The sequence below is a fragment of the Nocardioides sp. S5-5 genome (assembly GCF_054954065.1).
Genome location: NZ_CP199913.1, coordinates 2,919,227 through 2,936,657, shown reverse-complemented (window position 1 = coordinate 2,936,657; position 17,431 = coordinate 2,919,227). Strand labels below are relative to the sequence as shown.

The following is a 17,431-nucleotide window of genomic DNA, read 5'->3' as shown; positions in this document are numbered from 1 at the left end:
CACCCGCCCGAAGCCACGCCGACGGGCCCGGTGAGGGAGGATGGACCCCATGAGCGAACCGCGACTGGCCGACCACGACCTCGCCGCCCTCGTCGACGAGTGGCTGGACTGGGACCAGGCCGCCGATCTGATCGGGGTCACGCCCGCCAAGGTGCGCACCATGGTCCGCGAGCACCAGCTCGCCGCCGCCGTGCCCGCGCCCGGGCGTCGGCAGGCGATCCCGACGCTCTTCCTCGTCGACGGCGAGCCGGTCAAGGGACTGCCCGGGCTGCTGACCGTGCTGCACGACAACGGCTTCGACGACCGCGAGTGCATCGCCTGGATCTTCCTCGACGCCGACCTGCCCGGGCGCCCGATCGACGCGCTCCACGAGAACCGTGGCTCCGAGGTGAAGCGTCGCGCCCAGGCGCTCGCCTTCTGAGCATGAGCCGGCGTACGACCAAGGTCGTCTCCTCGGTCATCACCGTCGTCCTGCTGGTCGGCGTGTGGTGGCTGCAGTCACGCGGCGGCGACGAGGAGCCCTCTCGGGCCGGCGAGGCCCCGAGCATCGCCTCCTCGCCGAGCGCCGCGGCGGCGCGCGACGACGACGGCATCGCGTACGTCGATCTGGCGGACCTGCCGCCGGAGGCGGCCGAGACCGTCGAGCTGATCGACGCCGGCGGGCCCTTCCCGTACCCCGGCAAGGACGGCTCCACCTTCGGCAACTTCGAGGGCGTGCTGCCGGACCGGCCGCGCGGCTACTACGCGGAGTACACCGTCGCCACGCCCGGTCTCGACCACCGCGGCGCGCGGCGGATCATCGCCGGCGACGGGGGAGAGCTCTACTGGACCGCCGACCACTACGAGTCGTTCGAGAGGCTGCGGCGATGAGGTGGGGCCAGTGAGCGGGCTCGCCGCCGTGCTGGCCGGCCGGCACGCCCCGGGCGTCCATCGGTGGGCCTCGGCGCTCGACGTCGCCGACGTGCGCCACGCGGTGGAGCGGGCCGGCTGGGGCTTCGGGTACGTCGACGGCGTCGGCCTGGAGACCCGCCCCGACGTGCTGCGGGCGATCGGGGGCGCGCTCGCGTTCCCGGGCCACTACGGCGCCAACCTCGACGCCCTCAACGACTGCCTGCGCGACCTGCCCGGCCCCACGGTGCTGCTGTGGGACGCCTGGTCCTGGTTCGCCCGCGCCGAGCCGCGGTGGTTCGGCGTCGTCACCGACGTGCTGGCGCGGCGGGGCCCGGACGACCCGGCGATCGAGGTGCTGCTGCGGGGCGAGGGGCCCGCGGACGCCGTGCCCCTGCTGGACTGAGACCGGTCCTCACCCGGTCGCGGGCTCGCCGTAGAAGGACGTGGCCGTGCGGTACATCAGCCGGGCGAGGACGGCGCCGCCGCGCGGGCCGGGGTGGATGCGGTCGCCGGCGAAGTCCGGGACACGGGAGCGCAGCGCCGCCCAGTCCGCGATCCGCGCGTCGGCGTGTGTCCGGGCGTAGCGGCGCAGCTTGGCGTTCGCCGGCCCGATCCAGGACCGCGGCCCACTCGCCGTGACCAGCACGAACCGGTGACCGGGCCCGGCCGCGCCGATGGCGTCGGTGAGCTGGTGGGGGGCGAAGTCGCCGTTCGTGCCCAGGGCGATGACGACCACGGGGCGCAGCGCGCCGGCCTTGCGCAGCCCGCGGATCCGCTTCTCCAGGCTCCACATCTGCATGCCCACGTGGGCGCGGACATCGGCGTGGGGCAGCAGCTCGTAGAGCGCCGGCGCGGCGGCCACGGTGACCGAGTCGCCGATGACGGTGAGGTCGCGGCCGTCGTCCGGGCCCGGCGAGGCCCACGGCGATGCCGCCGGAGCCGGGCCGGGGGGCGGCACAGGTACGGGCGGCGCGGGCGGTGCCGCCTGCCGGTGCGCCTCGATCGCGGCCTCGCCGGTGTCGAGACTCACCCGGAGGGCGCTGTGGTCACGGGAGTTCCCGATCCCCGCGGTGACGGTGCCTGAGACCAGCGCGGCGACGACGGTGCTGACGGCGATGCCGACCAGTCCGGTCCGCTCGCCGAGCGCCACCACCCGGCGCGCCGAGGCCCGGTAGCCGTTCCGCAGCACCGGCTGCTCGAGATGACGCCACGACAGCGCCGCGAGTGCCAGCGTGATCGGTACGGCGCCCACGGCGAGCGGCACGCCGGGCGCCACCTGCAGCAGCACCACGATCACGGGCCAGTGCCACAGGTAGATCCCGTAGCTGCGTCGGCCCGCCCAGCGCAGCAGCGGCGCGGACAGCGCGAGCGCGACCGGCGAACGGCCGCAGTCCAGGCGCCGGGCGTCACCCGTCACGTGGAGCACGACCAGCGCCGTGGCGATCGCGACCACCGCCGTGGCGCCGAGGTAGGTGAGCGGCGCGTCCCAGGGCAGCAGCGCGATCGCGAGCAGGCTGCCGGCCGCTGCCGCGACCGCTGTCCGCAGCCGCACCTCGACCACCCACAGGGCGGCGGTCGCGCCGATCAGCAGCGCGAAGCCGTGGGTGTCGGTGCCGAAGTAGAGCCGGTCCAGCGACGCGCCGCTCAGCTGTCCCACGGCCATGGCGACGACGCCGAGCGCGGCGAGCACCGCCACGACCTGCCCGCGCCGCTCCTCGCCGAAGCGCCGGGTGGCGGACAGGATCAGCCACAGCAGCACCGGCCAGACCAGGTAGAACTGCTCCTCGACGGCCAGCGACCACAGGTGCTGCAACACCGGCGCCTCGAACCGGTCCGCGTACGACGCCGGCCCGCCGGCCTGGTACCAGTTGCTGCTGAAGGTCAGCGCCGCGAGCACCTGCTGCCGCAGCCGCACCTCCAGCGCGCCGCCGAGCAGTCCGGTGGTCGCGGTCACCACCAGCAGCACCGCGACCAGCGCGGGCAGGATCCGGCGGGCTCGTCGTACCCAGAACCGCGCGAAGCGCGGTCGCCCCGATCCGTCGGCCTCGCGCACCAGCTCCGAGGTGATCAGGAACCCGGACAGGACGAAGAACATGTCGACGCCCAGGAAGCCGCCGGGCAGCCGGTGCGGGAACAGGTGGTAGCCGACGACGGCGAGCACGGCCACGCCGCGGAGCCCGTCGAGGGCGAGCACGCGGGCTGGTCGGGACTCGGGGAGCCGGTCGTTCGGGTTCACGCGGAGCGGGCGGCCCGGAGCCGAGTCAACGGGTGCGACGGGTCGCCGCGGCGGCCAGCTGTTCGAGCACCCGGCACGCCTCGACGTCCCAGCCGGCCTCGGCCTGGCCGCGGCGCAGCGCGTCGACAGCCTGGCGGGCGAGGTCGTCGATCATCGACTCGACCTCGGCGCGGGCTCCGCAGTCGTCGATGACGGCCCGCAGGTCGGCGACCTCGGCCTCGGTCAGCGTGGTGCCGAGCGCGCCGTCGAGGCGCTCGGCGTCGCCGGGGGAGGCCTTCTCGAGCGCCAGCGCGACCAGCACGGTCCGCTTGCCCTCGACCAGGTCGTCGCCGGCCGGCTTGCCGGTGGTGGCCGGGTCGCCGAAGACGCCGAGCAGGTCGTCGCGCAGCTGGAAGGCCTCGCCGAGGGGGAGGCCGAAGGCGGTCAGCAGCCCCAGGGTGGCCGCGTCGGCGCCGGCGAGGGCGGCGCCCACGTGGAGCGGGCGCTCGATGGAGTACTTCGCGGACTTGTAGCGCAGCACGGTCATCGCCTGCGCGACGTCGGCGCGGCCGCGGGCCTGGACCGACACGTCGAGGAACTGGCCGGCGATCACCTCCGAGCGGCACAGGTCGAGCACGTCGAGGGCGGGGCCGACCCGGTCCCAGCCCAGGCCGCAGCGGCGCAGCAGCTCGTCGGACCACGACAGCAGCAGGTCGCCGAGCAGGATCGCCGCCGCGGCGCCGTACTGCTCCGGGTCGCCCCGCCAGCCGTCGGCGCGGTGGGCGCGCTCGAAGGTGCGGTGGGTGGCCGAGCGGCCGCGGCGGGTGTCGGAGGCGTCCATCAGGTCGTCGTGGACCAGCGCGCTGGCGTGGAGCAGCTCGAGGGCGGCGGCGGCGCGACGTACGGCCTCGGCGTCGGCACCCGTCGGCGCCCCCGCGAGCGCGGCGAAGCCCCAGTGGCAGAACGCCGCGCGGAACCGCTTGCCGCCCGACACGGTCACCCGCGCCTCGGACAGCAGCCGCGACGCGTCGCCGCCGAGCGGCGCGAGCCGGGTCGCCTGGTCGGCGAGGAAGGCGTCGAGGGTGGCCTGGACCTCGGTCCGGAAGGGCGTCGGGTCCCATGCCTGGCTGGTCACGGTGTGAGCCTAGTGACCACCAGTGACTGGGGCGAACGGCGAGATGCCCGGCCCCGGCCCGCGCGGGCCACCTACACTGCGGCTCATGACCACCGGTGCTGGGCGCTCCCTCGGCGAGATCCTCCGTGAGGGCGGGCGCTCGTTCTCCTTCGAGTTCTTCCCCCCCAAGGACGAGGCGGGGGAGGCGCAGCTGTGGGACGCGATCCGGGCGCTGGAGCCCTACCGCCCGAGCTTCGTGTCGGTGACCTACGGCGCCGGCGGCAGCACCCGCGACAAGACGGTCGCCATCACCGGCCGGATCGCGCGCGAGACCTCGATGGTCCCGATGGCGCACCTCACCTGCGTCGGGCACACCCGCGACGAGCTCGAGGGGATCCTCGACGCCTACGTCGCCGAGGGCGTCAGCCACGTGATGGCGCTGCGCGGCGACCCGCAGGAGGGCCCGCGCGCCGACTGGACGCCGACCGAGGGTGGGCTCAACTACGCCGTCGAGCTGGTCGAGCTGGCCCGCTCGCGCGGTGACTTCCGGGTCGGCATCGCCGCCTTCCCCGAGGGCCACCCCTCGGCGGACTCGCTCGACGTCGACGCCGATGTGCTGGTCGCCAAGGCCAAGGCGGGCGCCGAGTTCGCGGTCACCCAGATGTTCTTCCGCGCGGCCGACTACTTCGCGCTGGTCGAGCGGGTCCGTGCCCGCGGCGTCGACATCCCGATCCTGCCCGGCATCATGCCGATCCTGAACCTGTCGGCCATCCGTCGCCAGGGCGAGCTGATCGGCACCAGCGTCCCCGACGACATCGTCGAGCGGATCAGCGCGTACGACGGCGACGCGGCCGCCGTGCGCGCCGAGGGCATCCGGATCGCGGCGGAGCTGTGCGACGAGCTGCTCGCCGGCGGCGCGCCCGGCTTGCACTTCTACACGCTGAACCGGTCCCGGGCGACGCTGGAGATCTTCGAGGCGCTGCAGATCACGGTCTGATCAGGCCGGGCCGATCAGCTGGGCGACCAGCGCGGCCGACTGGGTCACGAACGGCACGCCCGCGCCCGGGGCGGCGTGGGCGCCGGCGGCGTACACGCCCGCGACGGGCGTGGCGGGACCGAGCCGGCGACGTACCGTGCCGCGGCCCTGCCACAGCACGCCCATCGGCGAGCCGCGCCACTGCTCGACCTGGTCGCGCGGGGACAGGTCGACCCGGGTGACGACGTTCTCGCGGACGTCGATCCGGTGGCGGGCCAGCGCGTCGAGGAGGTCCTCGGCGATCTTGCCGCGCCCGTGGACGGTCCAGGCGGTGCCGCCGTCGGGGGCGGCGCCGCCCGGGCGCACCGCCAGCAGCGGCTCCTCGTGGATGACCAGCTCGTGGGCCAGCTCGGGGACGTCGCCGGCCAGTCCGACATGGGTCACGACCGGCGGGATCGAGGGCATGGTGCGCTCGACGTGGGGCGCCAGCGTGGGCAGCCGGCGCGGGTCGATCGCCACCACGACGGCGTCGGCGTCGGCCTCGCCCTCGGCGGTGCGTACGGCGACCACGCGGCCCTCGCGCACGACCAGGTCCTCGACCTCGAGTCCGGTGCGCACGCGCACGCCGCGGGTCTCCAGGCGCGCGGTGAGCAGTTCGGCGACCCGGCCCATCCCACCGGGGACCCGCCAGCCGCCGAAGCACTGCTCGAGGTAGGCGGTGACGCCCACCCACGAGGGCGCGTTGCGCAGGTCGTGCCCCTCGGCCACGGCGGGGTAGCCGGCGACCAGCGCCAGCCGCTCGTCGCGCAGCGCGTGGCGCAGCCGCTTGTGGAGCGTCTCGCGGATGTCGAACATCGCGTCCAGCTCCTTGGGGACCGCGCCCTTCGTGCGCGGGTCCCAGGGCACCTCGACGTAGTGGCGGCGCAGCACGTCCCACACCGGCCCGTAGACGTCGACGTGGGCCGCCCACTTCTCGCCGAGCCCCGGGGCGAGCTCGTCGAAGGCGGCGATCTGGTCGGCCCGGGAGCCGCCGGGCAGCAGCACCGAGGTGCGGTCGGCGAACCGGTGCTCGCGCAGCACCGGCAGCGGCTCCAGGTCGGTGCCGAGCTCCTTCTCCAGCGGGCGCCCGGACTTGCGGAACAGGTCGCGCAGCGCGGCCGGCAGCAGGGTACGTGCCGGGCCGGCGTCCCACCGGTAGCCGTCCTGCTCGACCGGCGCCAGCGCACCGCCGAGCCGGCCGGACGCCTCCAGCAGGGCGACCTCGTGGCCGAGCTTGGCCAGCCGCGCGGCCGCGGCCAGGCCGCCGAGACCGCCGCCGATCACGACGATGCGCACCGGCTCAGTCCTTCGCGACGTCGAGGGGAGTGCCCCCGGTGAGGTCGAGCAGCTCGTCGTACGTCGTCGAGAAGACCGCGGCCGGGTGCCCGGCCGCCGCCCAGACCACCTCGTGGCGCTGCAGCCACGGGTCGAGATAGGTGCGCACCGGCGCCGGGTGGCCGATGGGGGAGACCCCGCCGATCACCTGGCCGGTGTGGGTGCGGACGAACTCCGGCTTCGCGCGACGCAGCGCGGGACCGCCGATCGTGGCCCGTGCCAGGTCGGTGTCGACCCGGTGCGCGCCGGAGGTGAGGATCAGCACCGGCGTGCCGTCGGCGTCGAAGAGCAGGCTGTTGGCGATCGCGCCCACCTCGCAGCCCAGTGCCTCGGCGGCCAGTGCGGCGGTGTGGACCGAGTCGGGCAGAATGACGATCTCGCCGGTTCCGCCCCGGCGCTGGTGCTCGTCGCGGAACCGGGTGATCGAGGGATGCTCGGCCGACATGGGGTGACCCTATCGAGCACGACCCACCCACGGACTGGAGGAACCATGCCCGAGACCGACGTCGAGCAGCAGACCGGGCCGACGGTCCGCCCGCCCGCGGTCGTGATCGCGTGCTGGCTGCTGTGGATCCTGGTCGCGGCCGGGCTGCTGGTGTGCGTGCTCGTCGTCACCCAGCGTGAGGACCTCGGCAGCGTCTGGTCGCCGATGCAGGTCGGTGACAGCACCGTCCAGCCGGTCGAGTTCGTCCCCGTCATCCTGGTCCTGTACGGCGTCACGGCGGTGCTCTCCGCCACTCTGATCGCCCTCTTCCGGGTCGGCTACAACTGGGCCCGCCACGCGCTGGCCGCGATCGTCGCCGGTGTGATCGTCGTCGCGGTCGCCACGGTGCGCACCGACCCGCCCACCATGGTCGACGGAATGGCCATCGCCGCCGCCGTGATCAGCGCCGTGACGCTGGTCTTCCTGTGGCATCCCCAGAGCCGGGAGTATATGCGCACCGCCGCCCGCCGAGCCGCCTCTTGAGCTGTGTCGGACCCGAGGTGTACCTTCGGACTGTTCGAACACCTGTTCGAACAGATTCTGAGGAGAAGACGCCGTGGCCCAGCAGTTCGCCCCTCGCCCGGTCAGCCCGCACGCCCTGCCGGCGACCACCCACAACTACCTGATCCGGTCGGCGGAGTCGCTGAGCGAGGCGGTCGCCGCCCGTGACGTCGCCACCCGCTACGCCTGCGCCCATGTCGCGGCGCTGCGCGCCGCGGCGGCGCTGCTCGCCGCGCGGGCCCGCCCCGAGACGGGCCGGCGCCGAGCGCAGCGCAACGCGTGGGTGCTGCTGGCCGAGGTCGTGCCCGAGCTCGCCGAGTGGGCGTCCTTCTTCGCGGCCGGCGCGGGCAAGCGTGCGGCCGCCGAGGCCGGCTCGGTCCGGGCCGCCACCGAGCGGGAGGCCGACGACCTGGTCCGCGACGCCGACCGCTTCCTCGCTCTGGTGGAGCAGGCCCTCGGCCTGACGCCGCACGTCTCGCTCGGCGAGCAGCTCGCCGGCCTGGCGGTCGGCTGACGGAGTCGAGGCGGACGGTGGCTTGGCGGTGGTGGTCGAGATCGGTCGTCTCGGGAAGCGGCTAGTGGTCATCTCCGGAAGTTCTTCGGGTGTCCCGCACCCCGGGCACGCACCTCGCGGCGTTGCCGACGCTGGCGAGACGACCCGGTATGGCTGCGCGCCGGCGCCTTGCGATGCACGCACCCGGAGCACGGGCCACCCCCGCACAACTTCCGGAGATGACCACTAGTGTTCGGGCCATGGCTTCTCGCGAGCAGCGTGGATCGGTCCGCACCGCGGTCGTATGGGACGCCCTGGAGTCCGCGCTCGTGGGTGGACCCCGCGATGTCGTGGACCTCGGCGGCGGCACCGGCGGCTTTGCCGTACGGCTGGCGGAGTCGGGCCACCGGGTGCGCGTGGTCGACCCCAGCCCCGACGCCCTGGCGGCGCTGGCCCGCCGGGCGCGCGAGGTCGACCTCGAGGTGTCCGGCCTGCAGGGCGACGTCACCGATCTCGTCGACGTCGTCGGGGCGGGGAGCGCCGACGTGGTGCTGTGCCACGGCGTGCTCGAGGTGGTCGACCCGTCTCTCGCGCTGGCGCGGGTCGCCGAGGTGCTGCGGCCCGGCGGCCTGCTCAGCCTGGTCGTCGGCCAGCGGCACGCCTCCGTCATCACCCGGGCGATGGCCGGCCACTTCCAGCTGGCGCGCGAGCTGCTCGACGACCAGCAGCCGGTTGACACCCGCACCGGGCGCCGGTTCACGGCCGAGGAGGTCCGCGAGCTGCTCGCCGCCCACGGCTTCGGCGCGGTCTCGGTCCACGCCGTCCGGGTCTTCGCCGACCTGGTCCCCGCGGCCCTGGTCGACCAGGAGCCCGGTGCCGCCGCGGCCCTCGTCGAGCTGGAGCGAGCCGTCGCCCAGCGCCCGGAGTACCTCCCGCTGGCCACCCAGCTCCACGCCCTGGCGCACACCGCCTCCTGACCCGGGCCCGACAGGACCCGCTCGGCCCGGGGACGGGTCGTGACCATCGCGTACCCGATCCTGCACGTCGACATGGACGCGTTCTACGCGTCGGTGATGATCCGCGACCGTCCCGAGCTCCACGACGTCCCCGTGGTCGTCGGGGGTGGGCACCGCGGGGTGGTGCTGTCGGCCAACTACCCGGCCCGGCGCTACGGCATCCGCTCCGGCATGCCCGGCGTCGAGGCCGCTCGGCTGTGCCCCCACGCCGTCACCATGCCGCCCGACTTCGGCCTGCTCACGCCGGTGTCGAAGGCGATCATGGAGACCTTCCGCACGGTCACCCCGCTGGTCGAGGTGACCTCGCTCGACGAGGCCTTCCTCGACGTACGCGGCGCGGTCAGGCTGTTCGGGCCGCCCGAGGCGATCGCCGAGCGGCTGCGCTCCCGGATCCGCGCCGAGCACGGCATCACCTGCTCGGTCGGCATCGCCGCCTCGATCTCGGTCGCCAAGCTCGCCAGCCGACAGGCCAAGCCCGACGGCGTGCGGGTGATCGCGCCCGACCGGTTCGTCGCGGAGGTCCACCCGCTCGACGTCGGCGTCCTGTACGGCGTCGGCGAGGCCACTCGCCAGCGCCTCCACCGCCTCGGGCTGGTCACCGTCGGCGACGTCGCCGCGATCGAGGTCGGCCTGCTGCGGCGGATGCTCGGCCACCACCTCGGCGGCCACCTGCACGCCCTGGTGTGGGGGAGCGACCGCACCGAGCTGGTGCCGGGCGGCGCCGGCGTCTTCGGCTTCGGGGAGGGTGAGCCCGAGAGCAGCATGGGCGCGCAGCACACGCTGGCGGTCGACGTCCGCGACCGGACGGCGCTGCGCCGTGAGCTGCTCCGGCTGACCGCCCGCGTCACCGCCCGGGTCCGCGGTGCCGGCCGCACGGGCCGCACCGTCACGGTCACGGTCCGGTTCGCCGACTTCGCCACCGTCCAGCGCTCGCGCACCCTGCCGGAGCCCACCGACGTCACCCAGGAGGTGTACGCCGTCGCGGTCGCCCTCCTCGACGGCCTCCTCGAGGCCCGCCGCCCCCGCCCGCTCGCGGTCCGCCTGGTCGGTGTCCGGGTCGAGGGGCTGCGCCACCTGCGCCCCGCCGACACCCGCCAACTGGTCCTCGGCGAGCGCGACCTCGGCTGGCCCGACGCCGACCGCGCCGTGGACCGCGCGGTCGACCGGTTCGGCTCCGCGGCGGTGCGCCGGGCCAGCCTGCTGTGATCTCGAGGCCACAATTTCGGGGCAGCCCTACCACCGCTGGAGATGCCTGCCTACACTTGGAGGAAGAGTCATCGGCGGAGACCCGCCTCACACGTGTCGGAGGATTCGGTGCCACTCTCGGAAGAGGAGCTGCGACTGCTGGAGCAGATGGAGCGCGCCCTCAGCGAGGAGGACCCGAAGTTCGCGTCCACCCTCCGGGGCACGACCCTCCGCCAGGCAGCCCGTCGCCGTGCCATCCTCGCCGGCGTGGTGTTCGCCGCCGGCGTCGCCGTGATGATGGGCGGGGCCGTCAGCGGCTACTGGCCCGTCGGCGTCGCCGGCTTCCTGATCATGCTCGCCTCGGCCACCATCCTGCTCGGCTCGCTGCGCAGCCAGCGCGGCGGCGCCGCCGCCAACGTCACGAACCACCCGTCCGGCTTCGGCGTCGTCGACGGAGGTCGCCGCGGTCACCACAGCCGGGGCCACGGCCGCTCCTCCGGCTTCATGGACACCCTCCAGGCCCGCTGGCGCCGCCGCCGCGACCGCGGCGGCTTCTGACCTGATCCGGCTCCCGCCGACCACACCACCGTCAGCCCTCGGCTCGCCACCCGGGGGCTGTGTCATGTCCAGCGGTCGACCTCCCCCTCCCGTCGACGTCAGGACGCGACGGGAGAACGGGAGGCTCAACCGGAGAACGGGGAGGCTCGACGGGTCAGCGTCGCCAAACCGAGAGGGGCACCCACCGCGCCCGTCGCCGCGCCCGCGGCGTGACGCCGGCCTCCAGCGCGGCCACGACCAGCGCCCCGTCCGCGGCGAGTGAGCTGCGCTCCAGCGTGGCGACCGCGCCGGGCCGGGCGTAGCGCGACCGCTCGACGGCGTGGACCAGCCGCTCCAGGGCGTCGGCGGCCTCGGGGGCGGCGTCCGGTCCGGTGCGGGGTCGCTCGGCGGGGCGGTCGGTGGGGGCGGCGAGGTGGCCGAGCAGGAAGCCGCCGGCCTCGCGGGGGGAGCGGCCGGCAGGCCAGGCCAGGCCCAGGTCGAGGGCCGTGGCCCGGATCTCGGCCCAGACGTCATCGGGCGCTCCCGCGAGCCGGGTACGACGCCCGCGGGAGCGCACGGTCGTCGGCCCGCCGAGAGCGGCCGCGGCGGCGAGCAGCAGCACGAGCAGGACCGCACCGCCGATCAGCACCGGCAGCGGCGGGCCGCCCTGGTCGGCACCGGCGGCGGCGCCGGGGTCGCGGTCGATCTCGGGGCGGTTGTTCGGCCGGCCGCTGGGAGCGACGGTGGTGGTGGCGCCGGGGGCGGCGGAGGTGGCGCCGGTCGGCCCGCCGCGCGGGTCGTCGCTGCCGCCGTCGACCGGCACCCGGGTGTAGGCAGGGACGTTCTGGACCCTTCCGGAGGGGGTCGGCTCGAAGCGCACCCAGCCGGAGCCGGCGAAGTACAGCTCGGGCCAGGCGTGCAGGTCGTGGCTGCTGTACTCCCAGGTGCCGTCGTCGACCTGATCGGGCTGGAGGAAGCCGACGGCGACCCGGGCGGGGATGCCGAGGATCCGGGCCATCACCGCCATCGCGGAGGCGAACTGCTCGCAGTAGCCCACCCGGCCGTCGCGGGACAAGAACCCCTCGAGGGTCTGGTTGCCGGTTCCCTTCGGCGCCTTCTGCAGGTCGTAGGTGAACCCGCCGTCCAGCCGGAACCAGCGTTGCAGGAGCAGCGCGCGCTCGTAGTCGGTGGTCGCGCCGGAGGTGACGTCGCGCGCCAGGTTGCGCACCAGCGGGGGCACCGTGCCCGGGAGGTGGAGGACCTCCTCGGAGACGTCGCCGGTGCGGGAGTTGGCGAAGAAGGCGCGGTCGGTGCCGAAGTCGAGGTCGACGCCGGTCATCGAGTAGCTGATGCCGCGGGTGTCGAGGTCGTTGTCGGCGGCGAGGAAGTCCATCGTGGACGGGTCGAAGCGCCAGTCGCCGGGTGCGTCGACCTCGGAGACCGGGTACTGCGTCGGCAGCCAGGTGGAGTCGAGGTCGCGGGTGACGAAGACGTCGTAGTCGTAGGTGGTGCGCGGCACGTCGTCGGAGAGCCCGGAGGGGAGCGGGACCGACCCGTCGGCGCGGTCGTCGCGGGCCACGTCGCGGTCGCCGCTGCTCCACTCCTCGCCGGTGTAGCGGTTGAGCACCGAGATCCGCAGGTACGACGGCGCGGGGTCGTCGGTGCGCACCCGGACCAGCGGCAGGTCCTCGCCGCGCTCCAGGTCGCGGCGCATGTCGGCGACCGGCTTGCGGATCCGGATGTCGCCGTTGCCGCTGCCGCTGCCGAGGTCGAGGACGTTGACGCCGGCGGTCGGCAGGAACAGCGGTACGACGAGGGCCAGCGCGGTCGCGGTGACGCCGATCCGGCCGGCACCGGCCCGCATCGCCTCACGCAGCGGGTTGCCGCGCCACCGGGTGTCCTCCTCCGGCCCGACCGTGCGCCCCCAGCGCAGCAGGTGCTCGCGCGACTCCAGGTGGAGCAGGACGAGGAAGCCGGCGGCCGCGGCGAGGAAGCTGGTGGCGTCCGGGCCGCCGTCGAGCACGCCGCTGGGCAGGGCGTAGACGGCGAGCAGGCCGAGCCCCGCGACCGGGACCCGGCGCAGGGTGCAGGCGAGGGTCTCGACGAGGACCAGGACGGCGGCGCCGACGACGACGAGCAGCGGCCACACCGGCGGGACCCGCTCGCCGATCGGCGCGGCGTACTGGCGGGCGCTGCGCACCGACGTCTCGAGCGCCTGCCAGATCTCGGCGGCGGTGCCGCCGACCGGGATCAGGGAGCCGGTGATCTGGTGGGACACGAAGACGGTGGCCAGCAGCACCTGCGCCAGTGCGGTGAGCCAGCGCGGCGTACCGGACCAGCGCAGGGTCGCGCCGCTCAGCGCGAGCAGCCCGCCGAGCACGGCGAGCGGGCGCAGGTAGCTGCCCGGCATCTCGACGAAGCCGCGCCAGGCGGTCAGCGCGGCCCAGGTGGTGAGCACGGCGACCACGCCGAGCAGCAGGACCGGGCCGAAGGCGCCACGGCGGTCGGTGATCGTGGGGCCGGCGCCGCTCATCCGCGCGCACCTCCCCGCACGGGGGCCCGGCCGAGCTCGCGCCAGGCCGCGTCGAGGTGGTCGCGGGGGCCGAGCGGAGTGGCCCGCCAGGCGAGCGAGGTCACCGGGGCCGCCGCGGCCGGGCCGAGGCCGGCGCGGCTGGGCGACCACTGGTCGACGTCGAGCACCAGGGCGAGGGCGGCCCCGGCGTCGTGCCGGATCCGGCGCAGGGCCGCGTTGTCCTCGGCGAGGAAGCCGCCGAGGACCGCGACCACGACGCCGCCGCGGGCCTGCTCGCCGGACCAGGTCACGTCGAGCGTGGCGCGGTGCGTCATCTCCAGCACGGCGAGGTGCTCGAGGGCCCGCTCCGCGCCGAGAGTCGCGGTGCTGGAGTCCGTGGGCCGGACGAGCCCGCCGCCGATGCCGTCGGCGGTGCAGAGCTGGACGGCGTACCCGTGCTGCTCGAGGTGGACCGTGATCGAGGCGGCCGCGATCACCGCCGCCTCGAGACTGGACGCCGGTCCCTGGCCGCGGTGGGCGAGCAGCCGGTTGTCGAGCAGCACGGTGGCGTGCGCCTCCCAGGGCTGCTCCTCGCGGCGCACCATCAGCTCGCCGATCCGGGCCGAGCTGCGCCAGTGGACCCGGCGCAGGTCGTCGCCGCGGCGGTACTCGCGGACGCTGGCGTCCTCCGCCGACCCGGAGGCGAAGGCCTGCGGGCGGTGCTCGCCGGCGCCCTGCCAGCCGCCGGTCAGCGGGATCGACGGGAGCGGTACGACGCGCGGGGTCACCGTGAGCTGGGCGGTGCCGCCGATCGGCCGCCGGCGCTCGACCAGCCCGAACGGGTCGGCGAGGCGGGCGACGACCGGCCCGACGACGTACCGGCCCCGGATGTCGGAGCGGACCGGATAGGACACGGTGCGCTCCCAGACCCCGCCGAGGCCCTGGAGCACGAACCGGGCGCGTCCGCCGAGGGCGTAGGGGAGGGTGTCCTCGACCAGCAGGGCGCCGTCGGAGCGCTTGCGGTCGCTGGCGATGGTGAGGTCGATCCGCGCGGTCTCGCCGGCGCGGAGCAGCCGCGGCCACACGGTGCGGGTCACCGTCGGGTCGTGCTTGCGCCGGCTCACCACGAGCGCCGCCAGCAGCGGCAGGGCCAAGACGAGCACGCCGACCCGGGTGAGCGCGGGCTGGCCGAAGCCGACGGCGCACACGACCGCGGTCGCCCCGGCTGCGACGAACGCGCGTCCGCGCAGAGTCAGGGAGGAGAGGTGCCGGCGCATGGGCTGACCGCGCATGCTCGTCAGGAGGTGGGCTCGGGCACCGGGACCTGCGCCGCGATGCCCTCCAGGATGGCCGCCACGGTCCGCCCGCCGATCGCCGCCTCGGCGCTGGGCAGCAGGCGGTGGGCGAGCACCGGCTGGATCAGCGCCCGCAGGTCGTCGGGCAGGACGTAGTCGCGGCGGTGCAGCGCCGCTCGCGCCTTGGCGGCGCGGACCAGGTGGAGCGTGGCCCGTGGGGAGGCGCCGAGCACCAGCTCGGGGCTGTTGCGGGTGGCGGCGGTGAGCGCGACGGCGTACCGCTGCACCGTGTCGGACACGTGGACCTGGCTGACGATCGCGCACATCTTGCGGATCTCGGCGCTGTCGGTCACCGGCTCCAGGTCGTCGAGCGGGTTGACCGCGCCGTGGTTGGAGAGCATCGCGATCTCGGCGGCCGGCACGGGGTAGCCGATCGAGACCCGGGCGAGGAACCGGTCGCGCTGGGCCTCGGGGAGGGGGTAGGTGCCCTCCATCTCGACCGGGTTCTGGGTCGCGATCACCATGAACGGCGACTCCAGCTGGTAGGTGATGTTGTCGACCGTGACCTGTCGCTCGGCCATGCACTCCAGCAGGGCGGACTGGGTCTTGGGGGAGGCGCGGTTGATCTCGTCGCCGATCACCACGTTGGCGAACACCCCGCCCGGCCGGAACTCGAACTCCCGCGTCGACTGGTTGTAGACCGAGACGCCGGTGATGTCGGACGGCAGCAGGTCCGGCGTGAACTGGATCCTGCGCACCGTCGAGTCGATGCTGCGGGCCAGCGCCTTGCTCAGCATGGTCTTGCCGACCCCGGGGACGTCCTCGAGGAGCAGGTGGCCCTCGGCCAGCAGGACGACGATCGCGGCCGAGACCACCTCGCCCTTGCCCTCGATCACCTTCTCGACGTTGGCCTGGATCCGGCCGGCGACCCGGGCAACGGTGTCGACATCGGTGCTCGGCGACTCCACGGCGTGCTCTCCCTCTCTCAGCAGCCACCTCGCTGCGGTGGAGCAACCCTACGGCCGCCGTGGGAACCGCGGCATCACCACGACCGAGCGCGCGGTGGGGCCCCACGCGTCCGGAAGTGGGGTGTGGGTGGTTGACGGTGGGGGAAAGTGGAGTAGTGTGGGGCAAAGTGGAGGAACGGCGGAGTCCGGTGGGACGGCTGGGGGTGGCCCGATGCTCTTCATGGGCACCTACACCCCGAAGCTCGACGACAAGGGCCGCCTCTTCCTCCCGGCGAAGTTCAGGGATCGACTGGCGGAGGGCCTCGTGGTCACACAGGGACAGGACAAGTGCCTCGTCGTCTGGCCGACCGATGTCTTCGCCGAGGAGGCCGAGCGGCAAGCCGCCCGGCCGATGACCAACCGCGCCGCCCGGCGCTACGCCCGGGTGCTCTTCGCCGGCGGCGACGAGAGCACCCCCGACAAGCAGGGCCGGATCGGCATCCCGGCCCACCTGCGCGAGTACGCCGGACTCGAGCGCGACGTCGTCGTGATCGGTGTCCGGGACCGCCTGGAGATCTGGAACCCCGCCGCCTGGCGCGAGTTCCAGCTCGAGGCCCTGGACGAGTTCGCCGACCTCGACGAGGACGACGACTAGCCGCCACCGACAGACAGACAGCCACAACACAACAGCGGATCCGCAGGACGAGGTCTCAGCCCGTTCCCGCTCCCCAGGCCCTCACCTGTAGCACCTTCCCCGGCCACAGGCGACCAGCCGAACCCCGCCTTCTGGGGCACCTTCCCCGGCACCAGACGGCACCCCGAACACCGGGACGGGAGCGGGCCGGGACCTGGCTCTGCGGATCCGCGCATTTCCGAGCAGAGCCATTTCCCAGGGTCGAGGGGGCAGTATGAGCGCCGTTCACGTCCCCGTCCTGCTGGACCGGGTCGTCGCCCTCCTCGCGCCCGCGCTCGACCACGACGGCGCGGTCCTCGTCGACTGCACCCTCGGCCTCGGCGGTCACAGCGAGGCCGTGCTCGAGCGCTGTCCGCGGGCCCGGGTGATCGGCATCGACCGCGACCCGCGCGCCCTGGCGATGAGCCGCGAGCGGCTGGCGCCGTACGGCGACCGGTTCACCGGCGTGCAGGCGGTCTACGACGAGATCGCCGACGTCGTCGCCGACCAGGGTCTGCGGAAGGTGGCCGGTGTCCTCTTCGACCTCGGCGTCTCCTCGATGCAGCTCGACCGGCCCGAGCGCGGCTTCGCCTACGCCGTCGACGCGCCCCTCGACATGCGGATGGGGGACACCGGGCCGACCGCGGCCGACGTCCTCAACAGCTACAGCGCGGCCGAGCTGGCCCGGGTCCTCAAGGAGTACGGCGAGGAGAGGATGGCCCGCCGGATCGCCGACGCGGTCGTCCGCGAGCGCGAGGTCGAGCCGTTCACGAGCTCGGCGCGTCTCGTCGAGCTGCTCTACGACGTCATCCCGGCGCCCGCCCGGCGCACCGGCGGCCACCCCGCCAAGCGCACCTTCCAGGCGCTGCGGATGGAGGTCAACGACGAGCTGCGGGTGCTGCAGCGGGCGATGCCTGCCGCGGTCGAGGCGATCGGCGTCGGCGGCCGCGTGGTCGTCGAGTCCTATCACTCCCTCGAGGACCGGCTGGTCAAGCGGACCTTCGCCGCCGCGACCCGGCTCGACGTCCCCGACGACCTGCCGTTCGTGCCCGAGGGGGCCGAGCCGTCGTACCGGCTGGTCACCCGGGGCGCCGAGCAGGCCACCGAGCAGGAGGTCGAGGAGAACCCTCGCGCCGCCTCCGTCCGACTCCGCGCGATCGAGCGCATCGATGAGAACACCCGTCCGAGCACGTCGTCTGGCAAGGGAGCCGAATAGAC

18 protein-coding genes are annotated in these 17,431 nt (G+C 74.6%); 11 read left to right on the top strand and 7 right to left on the bottom strand.

All coding sequences use genetic code 11. The features are described 5' to 3' along the window. The first annotated feature begins 49 nt into the window (after positions 1 to 49). From ACUP6Y_RS13880 to ACUP6Y_RS13870, 3 genes are read left to right on the top strand one after another with little or no spacing between them, the layout of a single operon-like run. Positions 50 to 421 (top strand): Rv2175c family DNA-binding protein, encoded by a 372-nt coding sequence (locus ACUP6Y_RS13880; protein WP_462551319.1) that lies wholly within the window; start codon positions 50 to 52, stop codon positions 419 to 421. A 2-nt stretch (positions 422 to 423) separates the two neighbouring features. Next, positions 424 to 870 (top strand): guanyl-specific ribonuclease, encoded by a 447-nt coding sequence (locus tag ACUP6Y_RS13875; RefSeq protein ID WP_462551318.1) that lies wholly within the window; start codon positions 424 to 426, stop codon positions 868 to 870. 10 nt (positions 871 to 880) lie between these two features. Beyond that, the gene (locus ACUP6Y_RS13870; protein ID WP_462551317.1) at positions 881 to 1,294 is read left to right on the top strand and encodes a barstar family protein; all 414 of its coding nucleotides are present in this window, start codon (positions 881 to 883) and stop codon (positions 1,292 to 1,294) included. A 9-nt stretch (positions 1,295 to 1,303) separates the two neighbouring features. Here ACUP6Y_RS13870 and ACUP6Y_RS13865 read toward each other — a convergent pair whose 3' ends face one another. Together ACUP6Y_RS13865 and ACUP6Y_RS13860 are read right to left on the bottom strand one after the other, a co-directional pair. Further along, positions 1,304 to 3,127, bottom strand: coding sequence for an acyltransferase family protein (locus ACUP6Y_RS13865; protein ID WP_462551316.1), 1,824 nt, complete (start codon positions 3,125 to 3,127; stop codon positions 1,304 to 1,306). A gap of 25 nt (positions 3,128 to 3,152) precedes the next feature. Further along, the gene (locus ACUP6Y_RS13860) at positions 3,153 to 4,241 is read right to left on the bottom strand and encodes a polyprenyl synthetase family protein (RefSeq protein ID WP_462551315.1); all 1,089 of its coding nucleotides are present in this window, start codon (positions 4,239 to 4,241) and stop codon (positions 3,153 to 3,155) included. A gap of 85 nt (positions 4,242 to 4,326) precedes the next feature. On the opposite strand from ACUP6Y_RS13860, the gene metF reads away from it, so the two are divergent. Beyond that, positions 4,327 to 5,217, top strand: a complete 891-nt coding sequence (gene metF / locus ACUP6Y_RS13855) for a methylenetetrahydrofolate reductase [NAD(P)H] (RefSeq protein WP_462551314.1) — start codon at positions 4,327 to 4,329, stop codon at positions 5,215 to 5,217. Here the strand turns inward: metF and ACUP6Y_RS13850 are convergent, their stop codons facing one another. Continuing rightward, positions 5,218 to 6,531, bottom strand: coding sequence for a phytoene desaturase family protein (locus ACUP6Y_RS13850; protein WP_462551313.1), 1,314 nt, complete (start codon positions 6,529 to 6,531; stop codon positions 5,218 to 5,220). Between the two features lie 4 nt (positions 6,532 to 6,535). Then, positions 6,536 to 7,015: a YbaK/EbsC family protein gene (locus ACUP6Y_RS13845; protein ID WP_462551312.1), complete on the bottom strand. Its 480-nt coding sequence runs from the start codon at positions 7,013 to 7,015 to the stop codon at positions 6,536 to 6,538. 45 nt (positions 7,016 to 7,060) lie between these two features. Here ACUP6Y_RS13845 and ACUP6Y_RS13840 point away from each other — a divergent pair, with 45 nt between their 5' ends. From ACUP6Y_RS13840 to ACUP6Y_RS13820, 5 genes are all read left to right on the top strand, one after another. Further along, entirely contained in the window at positions 7,061 to 7,537 is a 477-nt protein-coding gene (locus ACUP6Y_RS13840; RefSeq protein WP_462551311.1) for a hypothetical protein, read from the top strand. Between the two features lie 73 nt (positions 7,538 to 7,610). Next, complete coding sequence (locus tag ACUP6Y_RS13835; RefSeq protein ID WP_462551310.1) at positions 7,611 to 8,069, top strand: SAV_6107 family HEPN domain-containing protein; 459 nt, start codon at positions 7,611 to 7,613, stop codon at positions 8,067 to 8,069. 239 nt (positions 8,070 to 8,308) lie between these two features. Beyond that, positions 8,309 to 9,025 (top strand): methyltransferase domain-containing protein, encoded by a 717-nt coding sequence (locus tag ACUP6Y_RS13830; protein ID WP_462551309.1) that lies wholly within the window; start codon positions 8,309 to 8,311, stop codon positions 9,023 to 9,025. 39 nt (positions 9,026 to 9,064) lie between these two features. Further along, entirely contained in the window at positions 9,065 to 10,270 is a 1,206-nt protein-coding gene (dinB, locus tag ACUP6Y_RS13825) for a DNA polymerase IV (RefSeq protein ID WP_462551308.1), read from the top strand. A 108-nt stretch (positions 10,271 to 10,378) separates the two neighbouring features. After that, a complete protein-coding gene (locus tag ACUP6Y_RS13820) occupies positions 10,379 to 10,807 on the top strand; it encodes a DUF3040 domain-containing protein (RefSeq protein WP_462551307.1) in 429 nt (142 codons plus the stop codon). A gap of 154 nt (positions 10,808 to 10,961) precedes the next feature. On the opposite strand, the gene ACUP6Y_RS13815 is transcribed toward ACUP6Y_RS13820, so the two are convergent. Genes ACUP6Y_RS13815 through ACUP6Y_RS13805 form a run of 3 tightly spaced genes read right to left on the bottom strand, consistent with a single transcriptional unit; the run spans position 10,962 to position 15,510 of the window. After that, complete coding sequence (locus tag ACUP6Y_RS13815) at positions 10,962 to 13,319, bottom strand: transglutaminase TgpA family protein (RefSeq protein ID WP_462551306.1); 2,358 nt, start codon at positions 13,317 to 13,319, stop codon at positions 10,962 to 10,964. After that, a complete protein-coding gene (locus tag ACUP6Y_RS13810) occupies positions 13,316 to 14,590 on the bottom strand; it encodes a DUF58 domain-containing protein (RefSeq protein ID WP_462551305.1) in 1,275 nt (424 codons plus the stop codon). The genes ACUP6Y_RS13815 and ACUP6Y_RS13810 overlap by 4 nt, the downstream gene beginning before the upstream one ends. Positions 14,591 to 14,595: 5 nt before the next feature. Then, positions 14,596 to 15,510 carry an AAA family ATPase gene (locus tag ACUP6Y_RS13805; RefSeq protein WP_462556732.1) on the bottom strand — a complete coding sequence of 305 codons (915 nt, stop codon included), beginning with the start codon at positions 15,508 to 15,510 and terminating at the stop codon, positions 14,596 to 14,598. Positions 15,511 to 15,772: 262 nt separating this feature from the next. Between ACUP6Y_RS13805 and mraZ the strand changes: the two genes are divergently transcribed. Both mraZ and rsmH read left to right on the top strand, forming a co-directional pair. After that, entirely contained in the window at positions 15,773 to 16,195 is a 423-nt protein-coding gene (gene mraZ, locus ACUP6Y_RS13800) for a division/cell wall cluster transcriptional repressor MraZ (protein WP_462551304.1), read from the top strand. Between the two features lie 253 nt (positions 16,196 to 16,448). Further along, on the top strand, positions 16,449 to 17,429 hold the full coding sequence (gene rsmH / locus ACUP6Y_RS13795) for a 16S rRNA (cytosine(1402)-N(4))-methyltransferase RsmH (RefSeq protein ID WP_462551303.1): 981 nt from the start codon (positions 16,449 to 16,451) through the stop codon (positions 17,427 to 17,429). Positions 17,430 to 17,431 lie beyond the last annotated feature (2 nt).